Annotated in this window: 26 protein-coding genes; 23 read left to right on the top strand and 3 right to left on the bottom strand. The window is 66.6% G+C overall.

Going from position 1 to position 20,327, the window contains the following annotated elements; genetic code table 11:
- The first annotated feature begins 220 nt into the window (after positions 1-220).
- The 18 genes from rplN to G154_RS11135 all read left to right on the top strand — a co-directional run bounded on the left by rplN (position 221) and on the right by G154_RS11135 (position 13,201).
- Positions 221-589 (top strand): 50S ribosomal protein L14, encoded by a 369-nt coding sequence (rplN, locus tag G154_RS11050; protein ID WP_018601827.1) that lies wholly within the window; start codon positions 221-223, stop codon positions 587-589.
- On the top strand, positions 589-906 hold the full coding sequence (rplX, locus tag G154_RS11055; RefSeq protein ID WP_019511000.1) for a 50S ribosomal protein L24: 318 nt from the start codon (positions 589-591) through the stop codon (positions 904-906). The genes rplN and rplX overlap by 1 nt, the downstream gene beginning before the upstream one ends.
- 2 nt (positions 907-908) lie before the next feature.
- Complete coding sequence (gene rplE, locus G154_RS11060) at positions 909-1,481, top strand: 50S ribosomal protein L5 (RefSeq protein WP_019510999.1); 573 nt, start codon at positions 909-911, stop codon at positions 1,479-1,481.
- Positions 1,482-1,484: 3 nt separating this feature from the next.
- The gene (locus G154_RS11065; protein ID WP_019510998.1) at positions 1,485-1,670 is read left to right on the top strand and encodes a type Z 30S ribosomal protein S14; all 186 of its coding nucleotides are present in this window, start codon (positions 1,485-1,487) and stop codon (positions 1,668-1,670) included.
- Between the two features lie 71 nt (positions 1,671-1,741).
- Positions 1,742-2,140 (top strand): 30S ribosomal protein S8, encoded by a 399-nt coding sequence (rpsH, locus tag G154_RS11070; RefSeq protein WP_019510997.1) that lies wholly within the window; start codon positions 1,742-1,744, stop codon positions 2,138-2,140.
- A 12-nt stretch (positions 2,141-2,152) separates the two neighbouring features.
- Positions 2,153-2,692: a 50S ribosomal protein L6 gene (gene rplF / locus G154_RS11075; protein ID WP_019510996.1), complete on the top strand. Its 540-nt coding sequence runs from the start codon at positions 2,153-2,155 to the stop codon at positions 2,690-2,692.
- 42 nt (positions 2,693-2,734) lie between these two features.
- Complete coding sequence (gene rplR, locus G154_RS11080) at positions 2,735-3,103, top strand: 50S ribosomal protein L18 (protein ID WP_019510995.1); 369 nt, start codon at positions 2,735-2,737, stop codon at positions 3,101-3,103.
- A gap of 25 nt (positions 3,104-3,128) precedes the next feature.
- Positions 3,129-3,794 carry a 30S ribosomal protein S5 gene (rpsE, locus tag G154_RS11085; protein WP_023985345.1) on the top strand — a complete coding sequence of 222 codons (666 nt, stop codon included), beginning with the start codon at positions 3,129-3,131 and terminating at the stop codon, positions 3,792-3,794.
- Positions 3,795-3,796: 2 nt separating this feature from the next.
- Positions 3,797-3,976, top strand: a complete 180-nt coding sequence (rpmD, locus tag G154_RS11090; protein ID WP_019510993.1) for a 50S ribosomal protein L30 — start codon at positions 3,797-3,799, stop codon at positions 3,974-3,976.
- Positions 3,977-3,980: 4 nt separating this feature from the next.
- Positions 3,981-4,424 carry a 50S ribosomal protein L15 gene (rplO, locus tag G154_RS11095; RefSeq protein WP_019510992.1) on the top strand — a complete coding sequence of 148 codons (444 nt, stop codon included), beginning with the start codon at positions 3,981-3,983 and terminating at the stop codon, positions 4,422-4,424.
- Between the two features lie 255 nt (positions 4,425-4,679).
- Positions 4,680-6,458 (top strand): signal peptide peptidase SppA, encoded by a 1,779-nt coding sequence (gene sppA, locus G154_RS11100; protein ID WP_019510991.1) that lies wholly within the window; start codon positions 4,680-4,682, stop codon positions 6,456-6,458.
- 83 nt (positions 6,459-6,541) lie between these two features.
- Complete coding sequence (locus tag G154_RS11105; protein ID WP_019510990.1) at positions 6,542-7,180, top strand: response regulator transcription factor; 639 nt, start codon at positions 6,542-6,544, stop codon at positions 7,178-7,180.
- Between the two features lie 42 nt (positions 7,181-7,222).
- On the top strand, positions 7,223-8,218 hold the full coding sequence (locus tag G154_RS11110) for a hypothetical protein (RefSeq protein ID WP_019510989.1): 996 nt from the start codon (positions 7,223-7,225) through the stop codon (positions 8,216-8,218).
- The gene (locus G154_RS11115) at positions 8,211-9,569 is read left to right on the top strand and encodes a PIG-L family deacetylase (RefSeq protein WP_019510988.1); all 1,359 of its coding nucleotides are present in this window, start codon (positions 8,211-8,213) and stop codon (positions 9,567-9,569) included. Before G154_RS11110 ends, G154_RS11115 begins: the two co-directional genes overlap by 8 nt.
- Positions 9,566-10,282, top strand: a complete 717-nt coding sequence (locus G154_RS11120) for a glycosyltransferase family 2 protein (protein WP_019510987.1) — start codon at positions 9,566-9,568, stop codon at positions 10,280-10,282. Before G154_RS11115 ends, G154_RS11120 begins: the two co-directional genes overlap by 4 nt.
- Positions 10,282-11,400, top strand: coding sequence for a glycosyltransferase (locus tag G154_RS11125; RefSeq protein ID WP_019510986.1), 1,119 nt, complete (start codon positions 10,282-10,284; stop codon positions 11,398-11,400). Before G154_RS11120 ends, G154_RS11125 begins: the two co-directional genes overlap by 1 nt.
- Positions 11,393-11,755: an STAS domain-containing protein gene (locus G154_RS11130; protein ID WP_019510985.1), complete on the top strand. Its 363-nt coding sequence runs from the start codon at positions 11,393-11,395 to the stop codon at positions 11,753-11,755. The genes G154_RS11125 and G154_RS11130 overlap by 8 nt, the downstream gene beginning before the upstream one ends.
- Before the next feature lie 66 nt (positions 11,756-11,821).
- Positions 11,822-13,201: an MFS transporter gene (locus G154_RS11135; protein ID WP_031601349.1), complete on the top strand. Its 1,380-nt coding sequence runs from the start codon at positions 11,822-11,824 to the stop codon at positions 13,199-13,201.
- On the opposite strand, the gene G154_RS11140 is transcribed toward G154_RS11135, so the two are convergent.
- From G154_RS11140 to G154_RS11150, 3 genes are all read right to left on the bottom strand, one after another.
- A complete protein-coding gene (locus tag G154_RS11140; protein ID WP_019510983.1) occupies positions 13,182-14,093 on the bottom strand; it encodes an SAM-dependent methyltransferase in 912 nt (303 codons plus the stop codon). The genes G154_RS11135 and G154_RS11140 overlap by 20 nt on opposite strands.
- Positions 14,094-14,101: 8 nt before the next feature.
- On the bottom strand, positions 14,102-15,019 hold the full coding sequence (locus G154_RS11145; RefSeq protein ID WP_019510982.1) for a class I SAM-dependent methyltransferase: 918 nt from the start codon (positions 15,017-15,019) through the stop codon (positions 14,102-14,104).
- Positions 15,020-15,136: 117 nt separating this feature from the next.
- Positions 15,137-15,637 (bottom strand): hypothetical protein, encoded by a 501-nt coding sequence (locus G154_RS11150; RefSeq protein WP_019510981.1) that lies wholly within the window; start codon positions 15,635-15,637, stop codon positions 15,137-15,139.
- 493 nt (positions 15,638-16,130) lie between these two features.
- On the opposite strand from G154_RS11150, the gene G154_RS11155 reads away from it, so the two are divergent.
- From G154_RS11155 to G154_RS11175, 5 genes are all read left to right on the top strand, one after another.
- Complete coding sequence (locus tag G154_RS11155) at positions 16,131-16,820, top strand: MspA family porin (RefSeq protein WP_036479549.1); 690 nt, start codon at positions 16,131-16,133, stop codon at positions 16,818-16,820.
- A gap of 36 nt (positions 16,821-16,856) precedes the next feature.
- Positions 16,857-17,558, top strand: a complete 702-nt coding sequence (locus G154_RS11160; RefSeq protein ID WP_019510979.1) for an MspA family porin — start codon at positions 16,857-16,859, stop codon at positions 17,556-17,558.
- Positions 17,558-18,151 carry a hypothetical protein gene (locus tag G154_RS26425; protein WP_023985351.1) on the top strand — a complete coding sequence of 198 codons (594 nt, stop codon included), beginning with the start codon at positions 17,558-17,560 and terminating at the stop codon, positions 18,149-18,151. The genes G154_RS11160 and G154_RS26425 overlap by 1 nt, the downstream gene beginning before the upstream one ends.
- Positions 18,152-18,452: 301 nt before the next feature.
- Positions 18,453-19,781, top strand: a complete 1,329-nt coding sequence (secY, locus tag G154_RS11170; RefSeq protein ID WP_019512380.1) for a preprotein translocase subunit SecY — start codon at positions 18,453-18,455, stop codon at positions 19,779-19,781.
- Positions 19,778-20,323 carry an adenylate kinase gene (locus tag G154_RS11175; RefSeq protein ID WP_023985352.1) on the top strand — a complete coding sequence of 182 codons (546 nt, stop codon included), beginning with the start codon at positions 19,778-19,780 and terminating at the stop codon, positions 20,321-20,323. Before secY ends, G154_RS11175 begins: the two co-directional genes overlap by 4 nt.
- Positions 20,324-20,327 lie beyond the last annotated feature (4 nt).

The raw sequence follows: 20,327 nt of genomic DNA on the forward strand, positions 1-20,327 counted from the left end.
GTTCGGTGCCGTCGGCGCACGGAATCCGACCGAAGTCGCCGGGGTATCGGCGACGATTTGGTGCAAAGCACGTGCTCACCTACTATGTAGGGGTTGCCTCGGGCAGACCTCGGCTGGCGTGTGCAGTTTTACTGTCAGCCCTGCGTGCCCTGAAGTGACAAAGACCGCGTACGTCCAGGTCGGTATCTGGCGTGCATACAAAACCAGGTCAGGAGATCGAGTGATTCAGCAGGAATCGCGGCTCAAGGTCGCCGACAACACGGGTGCCAAGGAAATCTTGTGCATCCGGGTGCTCGGTGGCTCGTCGCGGCGCTATGCGGGTATCGGCGACATCATCGTCGCGACCGTCAAGGACGCCATCCCCGGCGGCAACGTCAAGCGTGGCGACGTCGTCAAGGCAGTGGTGGTGCGCACCGTCAAGGAACGCCGCCGCGCCGACGGCAGCTACATCAAGTTCGACGAGAACGCCGCCGTCATCATCAAGAACGACAACGACCCGCGCGGTACCCGCATCTTCGGGCCCGTCGGTCGTGAGCTGCGCGAGAAGAAGTTCATGAAGATCGTTTCGCTGGCCCCGGAGGTTTTGTAATGAAGGTGCACAAGGGCGACACCGTGCTCGTCATCTCCGGTAAGGACAAGGGCGCCAAGGGCAAGGTCATCGAGGCCTACCCGACCCGCGAGAAGGTTCTGGTCGAAGGTGTGAACCGGATCAAGAAGCACACCGCGCAGTCGCAGAACGAGCGGGGCGCCTCCTCGGGCGGCATCGTCACGCAGGAAGCGCCGATCCACGTCTCCAACGTCATGGTCATCGACTCCGATGGCAACCCGACCCGCATCGGCTACCGCGTCGACGAGGAGTCCGGCAAGAAGGTCCGGGTCTCCAAGCGCAACGGCAAGGACATCTGAGAATGACCACAGTAGAAAACTCCGCCAAGGTTCAGCCCCGGCTGAAGCAGCGCTACCGCGAAGAGATCAAGGACGCGCTCAACAAAGAGTTCGATTACGCCAACGTGATGCAGATCCCGGGCGTGGTCAAGGTCGTCGTGAACATGGGTGTCGGTGACGCCGCCCGCGACGCCAAGCTGATCAACGGTGCGGTCAACGACCTCGCGCTGATCACCGGTCAGAAGCCGGAAATCCGCAAGGCGCGTAAGTCCATCGCCCAGTTCAAGCTGCGCGAGGGCATGCCGATCGGCGCCCGCGTCACGTTGCGCGGCGACCGGATGTGGGAGTTCCTGGACCGCCTGGTCTCGATCGCCCTCCCGCGTATCCGCGACTTCCGCGGCCTGAGCCCCAAGCAGTTCGACGGCAGCGGCAACTACACCTTCGGCCTTTCCGAGCAGTCGGTGTTCCACGAGATCGACGTGGACTCCATCGATCGCCCCCGTGGCATGGACATCACCGTCGTCACCTCGGCGACGAACGACGACGAAGGCCGTGCGCTGCTGCGCGCTCTGGGCTTCCCGTTCAAGGAGAACTGAGCAATGGCAAAGAAGGCTCTGGTCAACAAGGCCAACAAGAAGCCCAAGTTCGCAGTGCGCGCCTACACCCGGTGCAACCGGTGCGGTCGTCCCCACGCGGTGTTCCGCAAGTTCGGCCTGTGCCGTATCTGCTTGCGGGAGATGGCGCATGCGGGCGAACTGCCCGGTGTGCAGAAGTCCAGCTGGTAACCAGCATTCATTACTGATTAACACGGTAGGCCCTGACTGGGAACCGCCGCGAGGAAGGTGTACCGGCTGTCATGACGATGACCGATCCCATCGCAGACTTCTTGACGCGTCTGCGTAACGCCAATTCGGCGTATCACGACGAGGTGACTCTGCCCCACTCGAAGATCAAGGCCAACATCGCCGAGATCCTCAAGACCGAGGGCTACATCTCCGATTACCGCACCGAGGATGCTCGGGTCGGCAAGGCACTTGTGGTGCAGCTCAAGTACGGCCCCAGCCGTGAGCGCTCCATCGCAGGCCTGCGCCGGGTCAGCAAGCCCGGCCTGCGGGTCTATGCAAAATCCACCAATCTGCCCCGGGTGCTCGGCGGCCTGGGCGTGGCGATCATCTCCACGTCCTCAGGTTTGCTCACCGACCGCCAGGCAGCTCGATCGGGCGTGGGCGGCGAAGTCCTCGCGTACGTCTGGTAGGGGGACGAGAACATGTCGCGTATTGGAAAGCAGCCGGTTCCGGTTCCTGCCGGAGTCGACGTCACCATCGACGGTCGGAACGTCTCGGTGAAGGGCCCCAAGGGCACCCTGACCCTGGACATCGCCGAGCCGATCGAGGTCTCGCGTAACGACGATGGCGCCATCGTGGTGGCCCGTCCGGACGACGAGCGGCGCAGCCGTTCGTTGCACGGGCTGTCCCGCACGCTGGTGGCCAATCTGGTCACCGGTGTGACCGAGGGCTACACCCGCAAGATGGAAATCTTCGGTGTCGGCTACCGCGTCGCGCTCAAGGGCTCGAACCTGGAGTTCGCGCTCGGCTACAGCCACCCGGTCCTCATCGAAGCGCCCGAGGGCATCACGTTCGCGGTCGAGACACCCACGAAGTTCTCGATCACGGGCATCGACAAGCAGAAGGTCGGCCAGATCGCCGCGGTGATCCGTCGTCTGCGTCGCCCCGACCCGTACAAGGGCAAGGGCGTGCGTTACGAGGGTGAGCAGATCCGCCGCAAGGTCGGAAAGACAGGTAAGTAACCCATGGCTACCACGAAGACTGAAGCTCCCACCCGGAAGCCGGTGGGGCAGAACATCTCCGAGACCCGTCGGAACGCCCGCATCCGCCGTCATGCGCGTCTGCGCAAGAAGGTCGAAGGCACCGCGGACACCCCGCGTCTCATGGTCAACCGGTCGGCACGCCACATCCACGTGCAGCTGATCGACGACCACGCCGGCGTCACCGTCGCGGCGGCCTCGTCCATCGAGCCCGATGTCCGTGCGGTCGACGGCGACAAGAAGGCACAGAGCGTGCGGGTCGGTCAGCTGATCGCCGAGCGCGCCAAGGCTGCCGGAGTCGAGACGGTCGTCTTCGACCGTGGCGGCTACACCTACGGTGGCCGGATCGCCGCGCTGGCCGATGCCGCGCGCGAAGGCGGGCTGAAATTCTGATGACTGACAACGAGAGGACTGCATGATGGCCGACCAGGCTGGCGCCGGTTCGGCGCAGGACAATCGCGGTGGCCGCGGCGATCGTGGCGGCCGAGGACGCGACGACCGCGGTGGCCGCGGTCGCGGCGACGACCGTGGCGAGAAGAGCAACTACATCGAGCGCGTCGTCACCATCAACCGCGTCTCCAAGGTGGTCAAGGGTGGTCGGCGCTTCAGCTTCACCGCGCTGGTCATCGTCGGCGACGGCAACGGCATGGTCGGTGTCGGCTACGGCAAGGCCAAGGAAGTTCCGGCCGCCATCGCCAAGGGCGTCGAAGAGGCTCGCAAGAACTTCTTCCGGGTTCCGCTGATCGGCGGCACCATCGTCCATCCGGTTCAGGGTGAGGCCGCAGCGGGTGTCGTCATGCTGCGTCCGGCCAGCCCCGGTACCGGTGTGATCGCCGGCGGTGCGGCGCGTGCGGTGCTGGAATGCGCCGGCGTGCACGACATCCTGGCCAAGTCGCTGGGCAGCGACAACGCGATCAACGTGGTGCACGCCACCGTTGCCGCGCTGAAGATGATCCAGCGTCCCGAAGAGGTGGCGGCCCGTCGCGGTCTGTCCATCGAGGACGTCGCCCCGGCCGGCATGCTCAAGGCCCGCCGCGAGGCCGAGGCCGTGGCTTCCGCCGCGGCTCGTGAAGGAAGCGCATAGTCATGGCAGAGCTCAAGATCACCCAGGTGCGCGGCACCATCGGTGCACGCTGGAAGCAGCGCGAAAGCCTGCGGACCCTCGGCCTGCGGAAGATCCGCCAGTCCGTCGTCCGTGAGGACAACGCACAGACGCGCGGTCTGATCAAGACCGTGCATCACCTCGTCACGGTTGAGGAGGTCTAGGACGATGAGTGTTATCAAGCTTCACGACCTGAAGCCGGCCCCGGGCAGCAAGACCGCCAAGACCCGCGTCGGTCGCGGTGAAGGCTCCAAGGGCAAGACCGCCGGCCGCGGTACCAAGGGCACCAAGGCCCGTAAGAACGTCCCCGCGACGTTCGAGGGTGGCCAGATGCCGATCCACATGCGGCTGCCGAAGCTCAAGGGCTTCAAGAACCGCTTCCGGGTGGCCTACGAGGTCGTCAACGTCGGCGATATTGCCAAGGCGTTCCCGCAGGGGGGCACCATCGGTGTCGACGAGCTGGTAGCCAAGGGCCTGGTTCGCAAGAACACCCTGGTGAAGGTGCTCGGCGACGGCAAGCTGACCGTCAAGGTCGACGTCACCGCCAACAAGTTCAGCGGCAGCGCCCGCGAGGCCATCACCGCCGCAGGCGGTTCGGCCACCGAACTGTAAGACCACGCTCCACGTCAGAAGGCCCCTGCTTCGGCAGGGGCCTTTTGCGTTGTCGGCCGATCTGTGCGTGGGTTCAGTCAGGCTGCGGTAGGGCGTTGGTCGGCTGAAGCCAGGTAGCTCGGTGGGCCTGTGTGGGTACGTGGGTTCAGCAAGATCGCGGTAGGGCGTTGGTCGGCTGAAGCCAGGTAGCCGGCGCCGTCGACGTTTCACACTCGGCGAACGGGCCGGCCCCGCGCCCGCCGGTAGGCTCGATAGATGTTCGGACTGCTGACCAATCTGCCCGGCCTCCTGCCTGACGCGGAGGATGTCCGCGACCTGATCCGCAAGGTCGACACGGCCCGCCACAACGGAGTTCCGCGCGGCTGTGTGCTCGAACTCGACCTCCAGCTCGCCCCGCCGGAGACCGTCGGGTTCGACCCATTGATGCTCATCAACCTGGGCGGCAAACCCCTGACACTGCGCCAGGCCGTCGCGGCCATCCACCGCGCCGCCGAGGATGACAGGGTCGCCGGGCTCATCGGCCGGATCCAACTGTCCGCCGCCCCGCCAGGACCGATCCAGGAGCTGCGCGATGCGGTCCTGGCCTTCACTGCGGCCAAGCCCACCCTGGCCTGGGCAGAGACCTACCCCGGCACGCTGTCGTACTACCTGGCCTCGGCGTTCGGTGAGGTGTGGATGCAGCCGTCGGGCACCGTCGGGCTGATCGGGTTCGCCACCAACGCGCTGTTCCTGCGCGACGCACTCGGCAAGGCCGGCGTCGAGGCGCAGTTCGTCGCGCGCGGCGAATACAAGTCGGCAGCAAACCTCTTCACGCAGGACAGTTACACCGACGCGCACCGCGAAGCCGATGAGGCGCTGATCGGCAGTCTGCACACGCAGGTCACTGCGGCAGTGGCCGACGCCCGTGGCCTGGAGGTCGCTGCGGTCGACGCGCTCGCCGACAGGGCGCCGCTGCTGCGGGCCGACGCCGTCACCGGCGGTCTGATCGACCGGATCGGCTTCCGGGATGAGGCCTATGCGCGGATCAGCGAGTTGGCTGGGGCGGCAGCGACGGCAGACGGACCGGACACCGCGCCGCGGCTGTACCTGTCGCGCTATGCGCGCGCCACCTCTGCCAAGCCGGGACCGTCGATGCCCGGGCGCAAGAAGCCCACCATCGCGGTGGTCACCTTGCACGGCCCGATCGTCAGCGGGCGCGGGGGACCGCAGGTGCTGCCGTTCGGCAACTCCAGTGCCGGCGGGGACACCATCGCGGCGGCGATTCGGGAAGCGGCCGCTGATGACGAGGTGTCCGCGATCGTGCTGCGTGTCGACAGCCCCGGTGGCTCGGTGACGGGCTCGGAGACGATATGGCGCGAGGTCGTGCGGGCGCGTGAGGCGGGTAAACCGGTGGTGGCCTCGATGGGTTCGGTGGCGGCCTCCGGTGGCTACTACGTCTCGATGGCGGCCGATGAGATCGTCGCGAACGCGGGCACCATCACCGGGTCGATCGGCGTGGTGACCGGCAAGCTCGTCACGCGGGGGCTCAAGGACAAGCTGGGCGTCGGGTCGGACTCGGTGCGCACGAACGCCAATGCCGACGCATGGTCGGCCGACGCGGCGTTCACGCCGCAACAGTATGCACAGGTGGAAGCCGAAGCAGACCTGTTCTACACGGACTTCGTCGAGCGGGTTGCCCAGGGCCGCAAGATGAGCGTCGATGCGGTCGACGCCGTGGCGCGCGGCCGGGTGTGGACCGGCGCCGACGCCAGAGAGCGGGGTCTGGTGGACACCCTCGGCGGGTTGCACACCGCGATCGACCGGGCCAAGGCGCGTGCCGGGTTCGATGCCGACGAGCAGGTGCGGGTGCTCACCTATCCGGGCTCATCTGTGCTGGATATGTTGCGGCCCAAGCCTTCTTCGCAGCCTGTCGCCGCGACGCTGCCCCAGGCGGTCGGCGCGGTGCTGGGCCGGTCGGTGGTGGGCGCCTTCGACCAGGCCGAACGGGACCTGACCGGAGCGCATGCCCTCTGGTTGGGTGGTTACCGGTTCTGATCGGTAGGCCTACCGGCTGAAGACCCGAAGGGAATGGGTCTATCGTTATCGCGGCGGAACCGGTCGGGCGAAAGGCGGACTCCATGAGCAGTTCGCCGGTGACATTGGCGATCGTCAACGATTACGAGTTGATCGTCGCGGGCCTTGCCGCGTTGTTGCAGCCCTATGCCGACCGCGTGCGCATCGTCGAACTCGACTCCCGCACCGAGGTACAGATCCCCGTCGACGTGATCATCTGGGACACCTTCGCCGCAGCGCAGGGTGACCGCACCGACGTCACCGATCTGGTGGGCAACAACCACATCGGCCGGGTGGTCGTCTATTCCTGGAACATCGACCAGTTGCTGATAGACCGCTCGCTGGCCGGCGGTGTGCACGGCTACCTGGCGAAATCCCTACCGGTGGAACGGCTCGTCAGCTGCCTGGAACGCATCCACGCCGGGGAGACCATCGTCGAGCGCGGTGACGGCAGCATGTCCATGCCGATGGCGTGGCCGGGGCGGGACGTGGGTCTGTCCGCCAGGGAAGCCGAGGTGCTGGCGCTGATCACGCAGGGTCGCACCAACAACGAGATCGCCGAGCGGTGTTACCTGTCGATCAACACCGTGAAATCCATCGTCCGATCCACCTACCGCAAACTGGGCGTGACCCGTCGGTCGCAGGCCGTCGCGTGGGGGATGACACATGATTTCCAGCCCGATGTGGTCCGGATCCACCCCTAGGGGTGTAGTCCGCAGGGCGGTCCGCCCCGTTCAATCGACTCAGTGCATCAGCTTGTCGACGAAAAACTGAGAACGCGCCTGTCGGTCCCCACCGATGGGCCGGTCGACGTGTCCGCCGCGCTGGGGATCGCCACGGAGCTGTCCGGGCACCGCCCCGGTGACGGACACACGCTGGACTATCTGCGGGTGCTGGTGACCCTCGGCGTGGTCGACGCGTCATTGGCCCGCATCGTGGAACCGCATCTGGACGCACGCGCCATCCTGCACCAGGCGGGTGTGCCCGCTGAGGAGGGTTCCACCTGGGGCGTATACGCCGCCGGCGCGCGAGGTTTCGGGCTCACCGCCCACCGTGGCGCGCAGGGGTGGGTGCTCAGCGGAACGAAAGCGTGGTGCTCGCTGGCCGGCCGGCTGTCGCACGCCGTGGTCACCGCGGAGGTCCCGGGCGCCGGCCAGCAGGCATTCGCGGTGCGCTTGGACCCGCGACACGTCGAAGTGCTTCCGACGCAGTGGGTTTCTCGTGGTCTGGTGGCCATCCCGAGTGGGCCGATCGCCGTGAACGACCTTCCTGCGACACCGCTCGGCGGTCCGGGATGGTATCTGGACCGACCGGGGTTCGGTTGGGGTGGAATCGGTGTCGCGGCAGTATGGTTCGGCATCGCGCTCGGCGTGCGGGAGCGGGTGCAACGGCATGTCGAGGAACACCACGCCTCGCCGATCGCGCTCTCCCAGCTGGGCAGCATCGACGAAGAGATGTTCGCCGCACAGGCCTGCCTACTGCACGCCGCGGCGGCCATCGACGATGCGACCGGCTCGGCGGCGCTGCTGGCCCAGCGAGTCCGGGCAGTCGTGGCACGAACATGTGAGAACACCGTGCGCGATGCCGGATACGTGCTCGGACCGGGCCCGTTGGTCGGCGAGGAGTCCTACGCCCGGCGCGTCGCCGACCTGACCGTCTACCTGCGTCAGCACCACGGGCCGCGCGATCTTGCCTATCTCGGTGAACTCGTGGTGGCGGCGGGGCAGGCCCGCCGTGGTTGAGGCCCGCCCGTTCACCCATCGGGAGGCAGGTACCGACGAGCCGACCTGGCTACTGGCCGCCGGCTGGGACGATGTTGCGCGACTGGATCTCGACACGCTCACCCGCCGCTGTGCCCGGGTCGTCGTGCTGGCACCGCATCCCGACGACGAGACGCTGGCGCTGGGGGCGACGCTGGCCGACCTGGGCGCCGAGGATGTCGAGGTCATCGTTGTTTTCGCGACCCACGGCGGTCGGGGTCCGGGGTCGACGCCGCGACGCATCGAGGCCGAGCGCGCCATGGCCACGCTGGGCGCACACGTGCAGGCCGTGTGGTGGGATCTGCCCGACGGTGGTCTACCCGCCGCAGAACAGGAGCTGGCCCGTCGGCTGGCCGAGCTGGTCGACTCGCACACCGTGCTGCTCGCCCCAGCCGAATGCGACGGGCACTCCGATCACGATGCTGCCGCCCGCGCGGCCGAGGCGGTAGCCCGGGCTTGCTCGGCCACCCTGCTGAACTACCCGGTCTGGTTGTGGCACTGGGCCACGCCGGAGGACCTGCAGTGGAGTCGGGTGCGCACGCTGTCGCCCACACTCGCCGGCCTGCGGGCCAAGGAGTCGGCCATCGGCTGCTACACAAGCCAATTGGATGCATCCGAAGATGCGCCGATCGTCGGACCCTCCATGCTGCGCCGTGCCCATCGGGCGTTCGAGACGGTGCTGCTGCCGGCAGACCCCGATCTCGCACGTCGGGTGGCCGGTCACGTCATCGGTCCTCGCGCCCGAGATGATGTGGCCGAGCCGTTCGATGCCATGCTCACCGGGACCGAGGATCCCTGGCATCTGGATGATTTCGTCTATGAGCGACGCCGACTGGGCTTGGTGCTGGCCTGCCTCGGCAGGGAGCGCTACCAGCGTGTGTTGGAGATCGGATGCGCGACGGGACAGCTGTCGGAGGAACTGATCGGGCGCGCCGACACCGTGGTGGCACTCGACGCCAGTGCGCGCGCCCTCCAGGTGGCCCGCCAGAAAACCGATGCCGTGCGCTGGATCTGCGGCGCGGTCCCGGCGGACCTTCCGAACGAACGCTTCGATGCGATCATCCTTTCCGAGGTCGGATACTTCCTCGACGGACCGGAACTGGTCGCCACGCTGCGGGCCGCTCGGCGGCGGCTCACCGTCCGTGGTGAGATCGTGTTGGCACACTGGCGTGGACCCACCCGTGGTATCCCGCTCGACGGTCGGGCAGTGCACCGGCAAGCGGCCGCGCTGATGGATCTTCCCCTGCGCGCACGCTACGAGGACGTCGACCTGATCGTCGAAGTCTGGGGTGAACCGGTGTCGGTGTACCGGGAGTACCGCGGCGCATCATGACCGTCATCCGCCATGTCGAGGTGGTGATACCCGCCCGAAACGAGCAGCAGCACATCACCGATTGCCTGCACAGCATCGTGCGCGCCGGTGCGATTCTCGGTGCCGAGATTCCGGGGACCACGTGGTCGATCACGGTCGTGCTCGACTGTTGCACCGATGACACCGGACCGCTGGCCGCGCGATTCGGTGTTCAGCTGTTGAGCACCGATACCTGTGTGGTCGGTACGGCGCGGAGGGTGGGTACCGCGGCGGCGATCAACCGCGCCGTCGGCCGCGGGTGTGATCTCGACACGATCTGGGTCGCCTGCACCGATGCCGACACCGTGGTGCCCGAACACTGGCTGACGCGTCAGCTCACCATGGCCGGCGAAGGCATCGACGCGGTCATCGGGACGGCCGTTCCGGCCGGGCTTGGGCCGGACATGTACCGCCGCTGGGTGCGTCGCCACGACTTGACCGAAGGCCACCCTCATGTGCATGGCGCCAACCTCGGATTTCGCGCCGACATCTATCTGCGCGCAGGCGGATTCCCCGAATGCACGACCGGGGAGGACGTGAAACTGGTGCAGCGTATTCGTGCGATCACCCCGCGATGGGTGGCGACCCATCGCACCAGCGTGCGCACCTCCGGCCGCATCGACTCACGCGTCGAGGGTGGCTACGCCTCATTCCTGGCTGAACTGGATGCCGAACTGGGGGAGGAGGTGATCTGATGCGCATCGCCGTCATCGGCCCGTCGCGTAACCCTGTCTCCGCGCCCTATGCCGGTGGCCAGGAGCGCTTCACCGCGATCCTGGCCGGCGGTCTGCGGGCTCGTGGTCACCGGGTCGAGTTGTGGGCCCGCGCCGGTACCGACCGACTGCTGGCCGACCGGGTTCATGTCATGCCCGACAGGCCGGACCTGTCGGTCGTGGCGTCGCAGGATCCGAACCTGCCGGAGCCTGGCTTTCTCGACGACCAGGTCGCCTATCTGGCCGTGATGCGAGATCTGCTGGGCAGGAACGATATCGATATCGTGTTGAATCAGAGCCTGCATCAGTTGCCGTTGGCGCTCACGCCCGCACTGCCGGTGCCGGTGGTCACCACATTGCACACCCCGCCCTTTCCGTGGATGGAGATCGGCGCCTGGTTGGCCGGCCCGGACGCGCACATGGTGGCCGTCAGCGCGGCGCTGCGTGCGCAGTGGGAGACCCTGACTCGGGTGGAGGTGATCCCCAATGGCGCCGATTCGCAGGCCTTCCCGGCCGGTCCCGGCGGCGACAGCCTGGCCTGGGCCGGCCGCCTCACCCCGGAGAAGGGTGCCGATATCGCCATTGCCGCGGCGCGGGCAGCCGGCCTACCGTTGCGGCTGGCCGGACCCGTCGCAGATCCCCGATGGTTCGCCGAGGTCATCAGGCCGATGCTCGGCGGTCAGGTCGAATACCTTGGGCAACTAGATGATTCGGAGCTCGCGCAGATGTACGGTGCCAGTCTGGCAACGCTGGTGACGCCATGCTGGGAGGAGCCGTTCTGCCTGGTGGCCGCCGAATCCCAGATGTGCGGGACGCCGGTGGCCGGTGTGCGTCGAGGTGGTCTGGCCGAGGTCGTCAGTGGTGTCGGTGGCGTGCTGGTCGACCCGGGCGCGGGGGTGGTCGATCGGCTCGCGACAGCGGTCACCTCGATGGGTGCAGTCGACCGGCGCGCGGTGGCCGAGTCGGCGCGGGAACGTCTCGACTGCGCGCGCACCGTGGACAGCTACGAGCAGTTGCTCTGCGCAGCAATCCGATCCAACACAGTGGAGGTGTCAGCTATGCGTTACACAGATGCATCTGTCGGAGGTCCGGATGGTTAGCGGATCCCACTGCGATATCGGGAAGCGGCAGGTCGGCACCGTCACGGTGGTGGCAGTCGCCGGGACCGTGGACTCGGTGACTGCTCCGCAGCTGGCGGCGGCCATCGCCGACGCCGCGGCCGCGTCTCCGCACGCGGTGGTCGTCGACCTGGGCGGCGTGGATTTTCTCTCCTCGGCGGGGATGGGCGTGTTGATGGCCGCCCACGCCGATATCACCCCGGCAGCCCGCTTCGCCGTGGTCGCCGACGGACCGGCCACCAGCCGGCCGCTCAGGCTCGTCGGTATCGCCGACGTCGTGGGCCTCTTCGCCACTCTGGATGAGGCGCTCGGCGCGGTCAGCGGAGGTGATGTTTAGCGCCCCGAAGTGTCGGGCACAGGCCTAGGGACGCGGGGGCGCCGGGCCCGTGCGTCCGACGAAGGGGTGATTTCACCAGTGGACACGTCCACCGCCGCTACCGACCCGTCGCCAGGGGAAGTCAGGCGCGCAGTGGCCGCCTCAGCCATCGGAAATGCCACCGAGTGGTTCGATTACGGTATCTACGCCTTTGGCGTCACCTATATTTCGATGGCGATCTTTCCCGGGGACACCCAGCAGGCCACCCTCCTGGCGCTGATGACCTTCGCGGTGTCGTTCCTGGTTCGTCCGCTGGGCGGCTTCGTCTGGGGGCCGCTGGGTGACCGGATCGGGCGCAAACATGTTCTGGCGCTGACGATTCTGCTGATGGCAGGCGCCACCCTTGGTGTCGGCCTCGTCCCGTCTTACGCTGCGATCGGGATGTGGGCCCCGGTGCTGTTGGTGTTCCTGCGGATGGTGCAGGGTTTCTCGACCGGCGGCGAGTACGGCGGGGCGGCGACCTTCATGGCCGAGTATGCGCCGTCGCGTCGACGCGGGTATTTCGGCAGCTATCTCGAATTCGGGACGCTTGCCGGGTTTTCGTTGGGAGCATCGCTGATGCTCGGCTGCTCGTTGGTGCTCAGTGAGGATCAGATGAGCGCATGGGGGTGGCGGCTGCCTTTCCTGGTCGCGGCACCGCTCGGCCTGATCGGGGTGTATCTGCGCTCGCGCCTCGACGAGACACCGGTGTTCAAACAGGCGGCCGAATCCGACGACACGGCCGCCGATACCACGACTCAGTTTCGGGAACTGATCTCCGACTACTGGCGACCCATTGTGCGTCTCGGCGCGCTGGTGGTGGCGTTGAATGTCGTCAACTACACGCTGTTGACCTATATGCCAACGTATCTGGAAGGCACGATCGGTCTGTCGAAGGATGTGTCGCTGGTGGTTCCCATCATCGGGATGGTGTCGATGATGGTTTTCCTACCGCTTGCCGGCATGCTCTCCGACCGATGGGGCCGCAAGCCACTATGGTGGTTCTCGCTCGCCGGGTTGTTCGTGGCCGGGGTGCCGATGTTCATGTTGATGGGCACCGGTCCGGTCGGAGCTATCATCGGATTCGCAGTGCTCGGTCTGCTGTATGTGCCACAGCTGGCCACGATTTCGGCCACCTTCCCGGCGATGTTCCCGACCCGGGTACGGTTCGCCGGCTTCGCCATCGCCTACAACGTGTCGACGTCGATCTTCGGCGGAACGGCGCCCGCGGTCAACGAGTGGCTCATCGGTGCGACCGGCACCAACCTCGTCCCGGCGTTCTACATGATGGCGGCGTGTGCGATCGGTGCGGCCGCCTTGGCGGGGATGCCCGAAACCGCGCGGTGCCCCATCGACGGCAGCCAGACTCCCGGGACCGCGGCGGCACCGGCGCCGCTGGACTACCAGGTCAGCTCAACCGCCCGCTGATGTAGACGATCTCGCCCAAGACATCGCCGGCACCGAGATCAGGCTTGGCAAGGCCGTAGCGAGTGAACAGGTCGGCTCTGGGTGTTTGCGTCATCCGCCAGCCGCGCGCCCCCAGATAGTCTGCGGCTGAGGTGCGTTCACCCCGATAGACCAAGGACGGCATGTCCATCTCAAGGCCCAGCTTGCTGAATGTTGCGGCCGCGGCGCGCGCCTTTTCCGGATCGAAATCCTTCATACCTGGCACGAATTCGGTGGCCACGGTGCTTCCGGATGCGCTGAGCGCGTGGATGTTGTCGAACAGCCGGTCCTGAGCCTCGGGGGGTAGGTAGATCAACAGCCCCTCGGCGCACCATGCCGTCGGCTGGTCGGGATCGAGTCCGGCGGCCCGCATCGCGGCGGGCCAGTCGTCGCGCAGGTCCACCGGCACCGTGCGCCGCTCGGCGGTCGGTGCGGCACCGAGATCGGCCAGGGTGCGGGTCTTGAACTCGATGACCTCCGGTTGGTCGACCTCATAGACGGTGGTGCCGTCGGCCCACGGGAGCCGATAGGCACGCGCATCCAAGCCCGCGGCGAGAATGACCGCCTGGCGGATACCGAGTTCGCCGGCGGCCATGAAGTAGTCGTCGAAGAACTTCGTCCGCACGGCCATCTCATCGATGTTCGACCGCACCTGACTCGCGGACTCGGGGGCGATCTCGGCCAGATCGACCGAACCGTCGACCATCATGGTGAAGGCCGGGATGCCGACCGCGCGCACCAGTGGCGCCGCGAACGGATCGTCGATGAGGGGATTCTCGGCCGCACTGGCGATGGCCCGCCCGGCCGCCACCATGGTGGCCGTGGCACCCACGCTGGATGCCAGGTCCCAGCTGTCGCCCTCGGTACGCACCATCGCCGGTCCTACTGCTTGATCGCAGTGATGTAGGACGGGTGCCCGAACTGCGCCTGCTCGTCGAGAACGGGCAGACCGTAGCGCTCCAGCAGCGCATTGGTGGTCATCGCGGAGGTCTGCCAGCCGAGCTCGACCAGATGGGTGTCGGCATCGGTGCGGTCGCCGAGATAGACCAATTCGCTGAAGTCCAGGTCGAAGCCGTGATCGGACCACTGGTCGCGAACGGCCTGCATGCGCTCACGCGCCTGCTCCTGCTGCTCCTCGGAAATTCCCGGCACGGCCTCGGCGGCGAGTCGGCTGCCCGGTGCGCTGTGCTCGGTGATGACTTCCAGGAGCCGATCTTGTGCCTCGGGCGGCAGATAACCGAACAGGCCCTCGGCGATCCATGCGGTCGGAGCCGACGGATCGAAACCTGCCGAGCGCAACGCGGCGACCCAGTCGTCGCGCAGGTCGACGGCCACCGTGCGGCGGTCTGCGGTGGGCTTGGCCCCCAGGTCGGCCAGGGTGCGGGTCTTGAACTCGATGACCTCTGGCTGGTCGACCTCGAAGACCACGGTGCCTGCGGGCCAGTCCAGCCGATACGCGCGCGCATCCAGGCCGGCGGCCAGGATCACCGCCTGCCGCACGCCGGCACCGACCGCGTCGGCGTAGAAGTCGTCGAAGAACCGGGTGCGCGCTGCCATACCGTTGGCGAAGCGGGCGATGTTCATCTGTGGGTCGTCGCCAAGCTCGGACTCGGTGATCTCACCGTCGACGAGTTTGGTGAAGAAGTCGACGCCGACGGCGCGTACCAGGGGAGCGGCGTACGGGTCGTCGATCACGGGTGCGGGTCCCGACGAGGCCATGGCGCGGGCGGCGGCCACCATCGTCGCGGTGGCGCCCACGCTGGAGGCCAGGTCCCAGGTGTCACCGTCGGTGCGTGCCATGGATCCTCCTCGAATGGCTTTGTCGAGCCAATTGATTAGATGACGTAAATATCACCACCGACTGTACGCCGGTCCCCATACCGTGCCCAACGCGCTGATCTCCCGCAGGCGACCGGGTCACGGTTGCGCGACAGTCCTTGCACAGGCCAGCTGAGCGTTCTGCGCGTCGGTGTTCATCTGCGAGGCGGCAGTGTTGAGCGCGTCGCCGCCACGGTGCAAACCCATGTCCAGGAGGAGTTTCGTGGCATGCAGCGACCAGGCCTGCATCGGGTCGCCGATATCTGGTGGAAGCCCGGGCGTGCGGCCGGCCGTCAAGGCGGTGGCGGCGGCTTCTCGCAGTGCAGTGCGCCCGGTCGTGTTCGAGTCGACGACATCGGGCTTGCTGTAGTCGACATGGTCGCCGGTGCCTGCGGTGGCGTAGGCGAAGTCCTCGTAGTTGGTGGTGGCGTAGTTCAGCGCCGAGGTGAACTGTCGGCAGGCTGCGGCCGCGGGGTCCGCCGACGTCGGGCTTGCCGGGTCGGTATCGGGTGCCGGCGCATCAATCGGTGCCGATGGAGCGGCGGGGGCGGGCTCGGCAGTCGCGACACCCGCGACCGCCGGGACGAGTGTCGCCGGCATGAGTGTCATGGAAAGGGCGATAACGGCCCTCGCGGCAGGTCTGCTCAGCACGGAAATTCTCCCGACATTGATGTGAATGCGCCGATGTGAATGCGCCGAATGCAGTGACAATATAAGCAGTGCGCGCCGATCGGGCAAACGCTCGGATATTCATTCCCATTTCTGTGCGGCGCGATTTTTATCCTGTCCGGGCGTCGCGGGTCAAGCAGCTGTGAGCGGGGTCATGTCGTGAACTCGCGTTCCGCGTCGAAACTGTGAAAATGCCGGTTTTACACAGATTTTCGACAGAAGATAAACAGCTGATGGCCATTTCTGCGGTGTGATCACGACTTGTACTGTTCACCGTCAATCTACCGATCCGACACGCGATGAAGAAAAGATCTCGGATCAGATTGCCGGTCTTTTCAGACAAAAGTGAGGGAATTTCATGCATTACTTGGCGACAAATACACCGAAGAAATGGCAGCGTATTCCCGCGGTGGTGGCCGCCTGCATGGTCGCCGCTGTCACCGGGGCCGGGTCGGCTCTCGCAGACCCGTCGACCGACCCCGCGATCTCTCCCGTTGCGGCGAGTTCGGACGCCACGGACGCCCCGCCGCCGCCGGCAGGCGCCATGCCCTCGGCTCCACCCGGGGTTCTCACCACACCGGACGGGTGGGTGCTCAATGTCGTCGGCAAGGACGAGTCGCTGGCGCCGGTGGCCCCGCTGACCGGCGCCCCCACCTCACGCGAGTACCTGGTGAACGGAACCTTCACCGGAGCGATCACCGGCTCAGGTAGCACCGCGTTGGCCGGCGGCACGTTGGAGGCCGGTTACCAGATCGGGTGCGGTATCGCCCAGGACGATATCGAGTCGATCACCGGCGGCGGGATCTCGCCGTTCATCACCCCGCCGTTCGGCTTCAAGTCGGGCCTGCGACCCGAGTTCCTCTTTCCGATCGGTGTCACGGCCAACCTGAGCCAACAGATGAAGATCGACCTCAAGCCCGGGACGGTCAACATCGTGCCGGTGGGCAAGAAGTCCTTCAAGGGTGAGAACCCGCGCGTCTCGATCACCGGTTTCCGGATCAAGATCGACGGATGCGCCGGGCAGTCCTTCATCAGGTCCTACGCCACGCTCACCAGCTCGACCGACAACACCGATGACGTCATCACCTATCTCGGCGTGACCAAAGCCGTCTGACGGCAACTACTCGAACTTCGACATGGAGGCTGTCTGATGAACCTGCACCGTTTCGCCGCGATCGCCGTGACGCTCGCGCTACCCCTGGCGATCACCCCCGTTGCGACGGCCGACCCGGCCGACGATCCCGCGGCGCCGGGCGCCGATCCGCTGTCCGCGCCGGCGGTACCCGGGCCGGCACCCGATACCGGCGCCGTTGCCTCCGAGGTTCCCGGAATCGCACACACCCCGGACGGTCGGACCCTGACGGTGTTGGCCAAGGAGGAAACCCAGCTGCCGGTGGCACCGCTGACCACATCGCTGTCGTCTCGGGAGTGGCTGGTCGGCGGCACCTTCACCGGCAGCGGCATGGGATCGGTCAAGGGCGGCACCTTGGAGGTCGGCTACCAGATCGGCTGCGGTATCGAGATGGACAAGGTCAAGCTCAACGGCTCCATCGGCGTCAGCGGCGGCAACATCGCCGTCGACAACGGCGGCCGATTCTCCGACTTCGGAGCGCTGAGCTTTCCCATCTCGGGTCAGATCGAGGTCGAACCCCGACCGGGCACCGTCACCAACGTGCAGGTGGACAAGAAGTCCTACAAGGGCAACGAAGTCCGCGTGACCGTGAAGGACGTGCACATCAAGGTGGACAACTGCGTGGGTGCGTCGTCGCTGCGGTCCTATGCGGTACTGACCAGCTCCGGTACCGACGCCGACGATATCGTCGCCTACTACGGCGTCGCGAAGGTCTTCTGATGCGCGCCATCGTGCCGCTGGCCGTGGCCGCGGCTGTCGCGGCCACCCTGTGCACCTCGGCCACCGCTTCCGCCGACCCGGGCGCAGGCGGACCGCCCGCCCCGCCGGTGCCACCGGCACCGGCCGCGCCGCCCCCGGCCGATCCTGTGCCGGCGCCCCCAGGGCCGGCATCGGCACTCGGCCCGGCGCTGCAGGGGCCGGTGGCCGCACTCACCCAGAACACACAGGAGCTGATGCTCGGTCAGTACGCGGTGCCCTCGGTACCTGGATCTGCCCCGGCCCTGGCCCCCGATGCCTCGGTGCTCGCCATAAGCCAGTTCCTGAACCCATTGAACTTCCAGGTCCAGAATCCCGGTCCGGACGCGGCGCCGACCTCGCCGTACCCCCTCGATCCCATGCAACCGGGTCCGTTCGACCGCGTGAACGAACTGCGCGCCACCCACGCGATGGTGCACGGCGCGCTGGGCCGGATGAACATCGCCGACCTCGGCCAGCCGCTGCCCGGTACCGCCCCGCCGGAGGGGACGAACATCCCGCCGGGACCGGTTCAGTTTCTGCCCGGCCCCGCCGTGCCCGAGGCTCCGCTGCCTTAGGACTCTGCACGCCGTCTGTCGTGAGTCGTCGCGACCGCTGATCGCCGCACCCGCGAACGCCGGGCGGGGCTGGATTTCGCGACCGCAGTCTCTGCCGGTCGATTCCTGTCGAACCGTCGATGCCGGCGATGATCGGTACCGGGCAGACGGCGCACAGCTGTTACTCTCGTAGACTGTTTGACGCACGCCTGCGTAGGTTGCAAAACCGCAGCTAGGCGGCGCGAGACTTTAACCAGACGCTGGTAACGACCCAGCCCCATCGGCACGCCGCGTAACGAAGCCGGCCTGCGCAGGAGGAAGAGTGCTTTCGGCTTTCATCTCGTCGCTGCGGACTGCCGACCTCCGAAAGAAGATTCTCTTCACTCTCGGTTTGGTCGTGCTGTACCGCGTCGGCGCGGCGGTCCCGTCGCCCGGCGTGAACTACCCGAACGTCCAGCAGTGCATCGAGCAGGTCTCCGGTGGTGACTCGGCGCAGATCTACTCGCTGATCAACCTGTTCTCCGGTGGCGCACTGCTGCAGCTGTCGATCTTCGCGGTGGGCGTCATGCCCTACATCACCGCGAGCATCATCGTCCAGCTGCTGACGGTGGTCATCCCGCGTTTCGAACAGCTGCGCAAGGAGGGTCAGGCCGGTCAGGCCAAGATGACCCAGTACACCCGCTATCTGTCGGTTGCGCTGGCAATTCTGCAGGCCACCAGCATCGTTGCGATGGCCGCCAACGGCGCCCTGCTGCAGGGCTGCTCGTTGGAGATCATCGACGACTCCTCGATCTGGGGCCTGGTCGTCATCGTCCTGGTCATGACCGCAGGCGCTTCGCTGGTCATGTGGATGGGCGAGCTGGTCACCGAGCGCGGCATCGGCAACGGTATGTCGCTGTTGATCTTCGCCGGTATCGCCGCCCGCATCCCGTCCGAGGGCAAGATGATCCTGGACGCCCGCGGTGGCCTGGTCTTCACCTTCGTCTGCATCGGTGCGCTGGCCATCCTGGTCGGTGTCGTCTTCGTCGAGCAGGGCCAGCGCCGCATCCCGGTCCAGTACGCCAAGCGCATGGTCGGCAGGCGCATGTACGGCGGAACGTCGACCTACCTGCCGCTGAAGGTCAACCAGGCCGGCGTCATCCCCGTCATCTTCGCGTCATCGCTGATCTACATACCGCAGCTGATCACACAGCTGATCGACAGCGGCCGCAGCAATCCGGGCACCGGCTGGTGGAGTTCGTTCGTCGCCAATCACCTGTCGAACCCGACCAGCATCACCCACATCGCCATCTACTTCGGGTTGATCGTCTTCTTCACGTACTTCTACGTGTCGATCACGTTCAATCCCGAGGAACGTGCCGACGAGATGAAGAAGTTCGGCGGCTTCATCCCGGGCATCCGCCCAGGCAAGCCGACCGCCGATTACCTGCGCTACGTGCTGAGCCGGATCACCCTGCCGGGGTCGATCTACCTGGGCGCCATCGCCGTTCTTCCGAACGTGTTCCTGCAGGCCGGTAGCGGTGGTGCCACCCTGCAGAACCTGCCGTTCGGTGGTGTCGCGGTGCTGATCATGATCGGCGTGGGCCTGGACACCGTGAAGCAGATCGAGAGCCAGCTGATGCAGCGCAACTACGAAGGGTTCCTCAAGTGAGAATTGTTTTGCTCGGTCCCCCCGGCGCCGGAAAAGGAACCCAGGCGGAGAAGCTCGCGGCTCAGCTCGGCATCCCGCAGATCTCGACCGGCGACCTGTTCCGCCACAACATCAGCAATGGCACCCCCCTCGGCGTGGAGGCCAAGAAGTATCTCGATGCCGGAGACCTGGTCCCGGCCACGTTGACCAACGCGCTGGTCGACGACCGTATCGACCATGACGACGCGGCAGGCGGGTTCATCCTCGACGGGTTCCCCCGTTCGGTCGAGCAGGCCGAGGCGCTCAAGGAGATGCTGGCCAAGCGCGGTCTGAAGCTGGACGCCGTGGTCGAGTTCCGGGTGCCGGAGGACGAGTTGGTGGAGCGTCTCAAAGGCCGTGGTCGCGCCGACGACACCGAGGAAGTCATCCGCAACCGCTTCAAGGTCTACCGCGACGAGACTGCGCCACTGCTGGACTACTACGCCGGTGAGCTGAAGACCGTCGACGCCGTCGGCAGCCTCGACGAGGTGTTCGCTCGGGCGCTGGCCGCCCTCGGCAAGTAACCGG

It is taken from the genome of Mycobacterium sp. VKM Ac-1816D (assembly GCF_000416385.1).
Lineage (GTDB): Bacteria > Actinomycetota > Actinomycetes > Mycobacteriales > Mycobacteriaceae > Mycobacterium > Mycobacterium neoaurum_A.

What these genes read in the sequence shown, in the direction of transcription:
- rpsE (WP_023985345.1), top strand. Translation starts at nt 3,129, where the DNA reads ATGGCCGACCAGGCTGGCGCCGGTTCGGCGCAGGACAATCGCGGTGGC.
- rpsH (WP_019510997.1), top strand. Translation starts at nt 1,742, where the DNA reads ATGACGATGACCGATCCCATCGCAGACTTCTTGACGCGTCTGCGTAAC.
- G154_RS11155 (WP_036479549.1), top strand. Translation starts at nt 16,131, where the DNA reads ATGGTCGCCGCTGTCACCGGGGCCGGGTCGGCTCTCGCAGACCCGTCG.
- G154_RS11125 (WP_019510986.1), top strand. Translation starts at nt 10,282, where the DNA reads ATGCGCATCGCCGTCATCGGCCCGTCGCGTAACCCTGTCTCCGCGCCC.
- G154_RS11150 (WP_019510981.1), bottom strand. Translation starts at nt 15,637, where the DNA reads ATGCCGGCGACACTCGTCCCGGCGGTCGCGGGTGTCGCGACTGCCGAG.
- rplF (WP_019510996.1), top strand. Translation starts at nt 2,153, where the DNA reads ATGTCGCGTATTGGAAAGCAGCCGGTTCCGGTTCCTGCCGGAGTCGAC.
- G154_RS11145 (WP_019510982.1), bottom strand. Translation starts at nt 15,019, where the DNA reads ATGGCACGCACCGACGGTGACACCTGGGACCTGGCCTCCAGCGTGGGC.
- rplO (WP_019510992.1), top strand. Translation starts at nt 3,981, where the DNA reads ATGAGTGTTATCAAGCTTCACGACCTGAAGCCGGCCCCGGGCAGCAAG.
- G154_RS11105 (WP_019510990.1), top strand. Translation starts at nt 6,542, where the DNA reads ATGAGCAGTTCGCCGGTGACATTGGCGATCGTCAACGATTACGAGTTG.
- G154_RS11065 (WP_019510998.1), top strand. Translation starts at nt 1,485, where the DNA reads ATGGCAAAGAAGGCTCTGGTCAACAAGGCCAACAAGAAGCCCAAGTTC.
- rplE (WP_019510999.1), top strand. Translation starts at nt 909, where the DNA reads ATGACCACAGTAGAAAACTCCGCCAAGGTTCAGCCCCGGCTGAAGCAG.
- G154_RS26425 (WP_023985351.1), top strand. Translation starts at nt 17,558, where the DNA reads ATGCGCGCCATCGTGCCGCTGGCCGTGGCCGCGGCTGTCGCGGCCACC.
- G154_RS11140 (WP_019510983.1), bottom strand. Translation starts at nt 14,093, where the DNA reads ATGGTGCGTACCGAGGGCGACAGCTGGGACCTGGCATCCAGCGTGGGT.
- G154_RS11160 (WP_019510979.1), top strand. Translation starts at nt 16,857, where the DNA reads ATGAACCTGCACCGTTTCGCCGCGATCGCCGTGACGCTCGCGCTACCC.
- sppA (WP_019510991.1), top strand. Translation starts at nt 4,680, where the DNA reads ATGTTCGGACTGCTGACCAATCTGCCCGGCCTCCTGCCTGACGCGGAG.
- rpmD (WP_019510993.1), top strand. Translation starts at nt 3,797, where the DNA reads ATGGCAGAGCTCAAGATCACCCAGGTGCGCGGCACCATCGGTGCACGC.
- rplX (WP_019511000.1), top strand. Translation starts at nt 589, where the DNA reads ATGAAGGTGCACAAGGGCGACACCGTGCTCGTCATCTCCGGTAAGGAC.
- G154_RS11120 (WP_019510987.1), top strand. Translation starts at nt 9,566, where the DNA reads ATGACCGTCATCCGCCATGTCGAGGTGGTGATACCCGCCCGAAACGAG.
- G154_RS11130 (WP_019510985.1), top strand. Translation starts at nt 11,393, where the DNA reads ATGGTTAGCGGATCCCACTGCGATATCGGGAAGCGGCAGGTCGGCACC.